The organism is Acinetobacter sp. WCHA29, from assembly GCF_002165335.1.
Classification (GTDB): domain Bacteria; phylum Pseudomonadota; class Gammaproteobacteria; order Pseudomonadales; family Moraxellaceae; genus Acinetobacter.
Genome location: NZ_NHRQ01000042.1, coordinates 1 through 3104, shown reverse-complemented (window position 1 = coordinate 3104; position 3104 = coordinate 1). Strand labels below are relative to the sequence as shown.

6 protein-coding genes are annotated in these 3104 nt (G+C 32.8%); 4 read left to right on the top strand and 2 right to left on the bottom strand.

The genetic code is table 11. The annotated features are described in order from the left end of the window. Nucleotides 1–118: 118 nt before the first annotated feature. Both CDG59_RS14765 and CDG59_RS14760 read right to left on the bottom strand, forming a co-directional pair. Complete coding sequence (locus CDG59_RS14765; protein WP_087546022.1) at nt 119–916, bottom strand: PP2C family protein-serine/threonine phosphatase; 798 nt, start codon at nt 914–916, stop codon at nt 119–121. 63 nt (nt 917–979) lie between these two features. After that, on the bottom strand, nt 980–1345 hold the full coding sequence (locus tag CDG59_RS14760; protein ID WP_087546020.1) for a hypothetical protein: 366 nt from the start codon (nt 1343–1345) through the stop codon (nt 980–982). A gap of 135 nt (nt 1346–1480) precedes the next feature. On the opposite strand from CDG59_RS14760, the gene CDG59_RS14755 reads away from it, so the two are divergent. From CDG59_RS14755 to nadS, 4 genes are all read left to right on the top strand, one after another. After that, nucleotides 1481–1783 (top strand): hypothetical protein, encoded by a 303-nt coding sequence (locus CDG59_RS14755; protein ID WP_087546018.1) that lies wholly within the window; start codon nt 1481–1483, stop codon nt 1781–1783. Between the two features lie 103 nt (nt 1784–1886). After that, complete coding sequence (locus CDG59_RS14750) at nt 1887–2303, top strand: hypothetical protein (protein ID WP_087546024.1); 417 nt, start codon at nt 1887–1889, stop codon at nt 2301–2303. 203 nt (nt 2304–2506) lie between these two features. Beyond that, nucleotides 2507–2827, top strand: coding sequence for a type II toxin-antitoxin system RelE/ParE family toxin (locus CDG59_RS14745; protein ID WP_000897308.1), 321 nt, complete (start codon nt 2507–2509; stop codon nt 2825–2827). Continuing rightward, the gene (gene nadS / locus CDG59_RS14740) at nt 2820–3092 is read left to right on the top strand and encodes a NadS family protein (RefSeq protein ID WP_000369783.1); all 273 of its coding nucleotides are present in this window, start codon (nt 2820–2822) and stop codon (nt 3090–3092) included. Before CDG59_RS14745 ends, nadS begins: the two co-directional genes overlap by 8 nt. Nucleotides 3093–3104: the final 12 nt, after the last annotated feature.

The window sequence follows — 3104 nt, the reverse complement described above, 5'->3', positions numbered from 1 at the left end:
CATATTTGGTTCAGATAGTACGTATTCTGTTAATTTTAGAGAAATTAATAAATAGAGCTTCTATGTATTACAGCTCCATAATTGAATTTTTTTATTGTCTATATAAATATTGATTCTTTTAATTTGTAGTAGCTTTGACTAAAACTAGACTAATGTTATCTCCAGCAAAAGGTTTTAACATTTCAACGAAATTTTTAAGCCATTCTTTTAGTGATTGATTAATCTGAACTAATGGCCATTCATCATGCGTAATAGCATCAAAAACTCCATCAGTACATACCATTAAAACATCGTTAGGTTCTACTTTATGAATTTGCGTTATCTTTTCATCTACTTCATGGATTGAATTCGCACAGAAATAATCTGTAAGAGTATCGTATATTGAAGCAAGTTCTTGCCCTGAATTTAATACTGCAAGGCTCTCTTCACTAAAATTAGAAATATCCATTTCATTAAAGAAATTATCGTCTTTAGTTAAAATACTCCAACTCTGAAGTTGATGGGAGAAATAGTAAACTCTACTATCTCCAAGAGACTGTATTCTTATTTGGTTATATTCATCTTCAGCTGAATGTCGAATTAGAGCCATTGTTGTAGCAGAATCAATCACTGATTTAGCTTTTAATTTTGAACAAAGTACTTCTTGTATGTAAGATAACCGAATATCAGCCGTATTATTTTTATAATATTCATTGATAATTTCCAGTACGGCTATGGCAGCTTTATCTGAATTTGGTTGACTGCTTATACCATCAGCAACAGCAACACACCACGCATTCTTATCCGTCGATATGTTTAAAGAGCTGTACCGGCCTTTATCATATATCACTTTATTCTTAATCAAAATAGCATCTTGTTGGTTTTTTTTTCTAGCCTGCCAAGTCAAACCTTGCATTTCATACGTTAAATTATTCATAACAGTCTTTTTACTTACCAATAATTAAAGATGCAACCCATCCAACCAATTTAGAATTCAAAATTAACAAGATTTTTTATATCGAGTGGCTCTCGAAAAAATTGTATCTCGACCATCAGGAATCTTTACATTGTTCTGATCAACTTCATAACCTTGTTCCTCCATGATGACCTTTACCATATGCCCCATGGTTTGCTTTAAACGGTCATAATTGATATTTCCTGGCTCGTTTGAATGTTTTTTAATGAACTTTAGCTGTTCTCCAAATCTTTCCTCTATTGTTGGAACCAAAGCTTCTATTGCCGGTCGACTGAGATATGTAGCTGTTGTCATCATTACAAGAGTTTTTTCTTCTCGTAAAAACTCTAAAAACTTTTGCCCAAATTCAGTTTCAATAATTGCATTAAATTGGGGATAAAATTGACTCATAGCTTATACCTAAAAATTATATACGTTAAAATAAACATCAGTTAAAATCCATAGGTATCATAATACACTTGCATGAAAATTTAATCAATGCTATAACTATGAATTCTTAATCTAACTTAATAAGAAGAGGGTCTTATGTTACACAACAATGTAGTTTGGGGACGTGGCGTTCATACACTTGGAACTGTTTTTTTAAATAACGTATTGGAAAATATGGGTAAATATAATAGCCAAATCGTTCAATTTGGGGAAACAGGGACAGGGAAACAACCTAACTATCAATTGGAAACTGAAAATAAAAAGATAGCATTGAATGGTAAAAATCATGAAGAATATGGTGCAGATCAATTCGATGAAGAAAAACTATCTATCTGCTTCAGTAAAGATGATATTTCAGAAGCTGTGAATGTAGCGAAAATATTAGAAAAAAATAGTTAATTTATTAGGTATTAAATAGACACCTTTAAGGTGTCTATTTAACAAAAAAATGTCTACAAAATTGACAGCTATTCAAACTGTAATAAATACGGTGACAGTAAACATGAAATTATTTTTAGATTGTGAATTTAACGGTTTTGGTGGAGAACTAATTTCCATGGCACTTGTTGATGAAAATGAAAGATACTTTTATGAGGTCTTACCATGTATAAATCCGACCTCATGGGTACTTAATAATGTTATCCCCATTCTAAATAAACAAGCTATTGATTTAAAAAAATTTCAAAACACCTTATTTAATTTTCTAAATCATTATGAAACTATACATATAGTTGCTGACTGGCCAGAGGATTTTTCATTGTTTCTAAGGTCCCTCATACTTAAACAAGGTATTTGTATGATTACTCCAAAGTTGACAATGGAACTTTGGGAGAACGATACAAGCCTAGCAACAGATTCAAAAATACCTCACAATGCTCTACAAGATGCTTTTGCGCTAAAACGAAGATACTTTATCTAAAATTATTTTACGCTCTTTGATAAATTACAGTCTCAATATGAAAAAGTAGTTAATTTATTCGGTATTAATAGACACCTTTAAGGCGCATATTTAACATAAAATCTCTTATGCGAATCTTTAGCTATTGATCGTTATTAGCTTAGTAACTGGCTTTTTTTCACTATATTCCCTACAATAAAATACGCCATTGACGTACTTAATTTATGCTATTCATTGAAACCAGTATTTTCACTAAGCAAATCAAAGAGCTTGTCTCTGATGATGAATACAGAGAACTCCAACAGGAACTTTTAGTTCAGCCAGATAAAGGAGATCTCATAAAAAATGGTGGTGGAATTCGTAAAGTACGTTGTGCTCAAGGCAGTAAAGGAAAAAGTGGTGGCATCCGAGTAATTTATTACTGGATCACTGAAGATGATCAGATCTTTATGCTACTGGCTTACCCTAAATCTGTTAAAGAAAACCTAACAGATAAAGAGACCGCTATCCTACGTCAACTTGTGAAGGAGCAATTTCATGGATAATAACTTATTTGATGACCTCGTTGCTTCGATCAAAGAAGCAGGAGCTATTAAACGTAATGAAGTTCAAGCAAGTCGAGTGACCGAACTAACTCTTCCTGATATTAAAGAAGTTCGTGAGAAAACAGGTTTGAGCCAAACCGAATTTGCTGCACGTTTACATATTAGCCCTCGTACACTTCAGAATTGGGAACAGGGCAGACGCTATCCAACAGGGCCAGCAGCAACCTTGATTCGTATTCTAGATGCGCATCCAAGCCTGATTTAAAACTCTAGGCAA

Coding starts and splice junctions, on each gene's coding strand:
- CDG59_RS14765 (WP_087546022.1), bottom strand. CDS start 916: ATGAATAATTTAACGTATGAAATGCAAGGTTTGACTTGGCAGGCTAGA.
- CDG59_RS14760 (WP_087546020.1), bottom strand. CDS start 1,345: ATGAGTCAATTTTATCCCCAATTTAATGCAATTATTGAAACTGAATTT.
- CDG59_RS14755 (WP_087546018.1), top strand. CDS start 1,481: ATGTTACACAACAATGTAGTTTGGGGACGTGGCGTTCATACACTTGGA.
- CDG59_RS14750 (WP_087546024.1), top strand. CDS start 1,887: ATGAAATTATTTTTAGATTGTGAATTTAACGGTTTTGGTGGAGAACTA.
- CDG59_RS14745 (WP_000897308.1), top strand. CDS start 2,507: ATGCTATTCATTGAAACCAGTATTTTCACTAAGCAAATCAAAGAGCTT.
- nadS (WP_000369783.1), top strand. CDS start 2,820: ATGGATAATAACTTATTTGATGACCTCGTTGCTTCGATCAAAGAAGCA.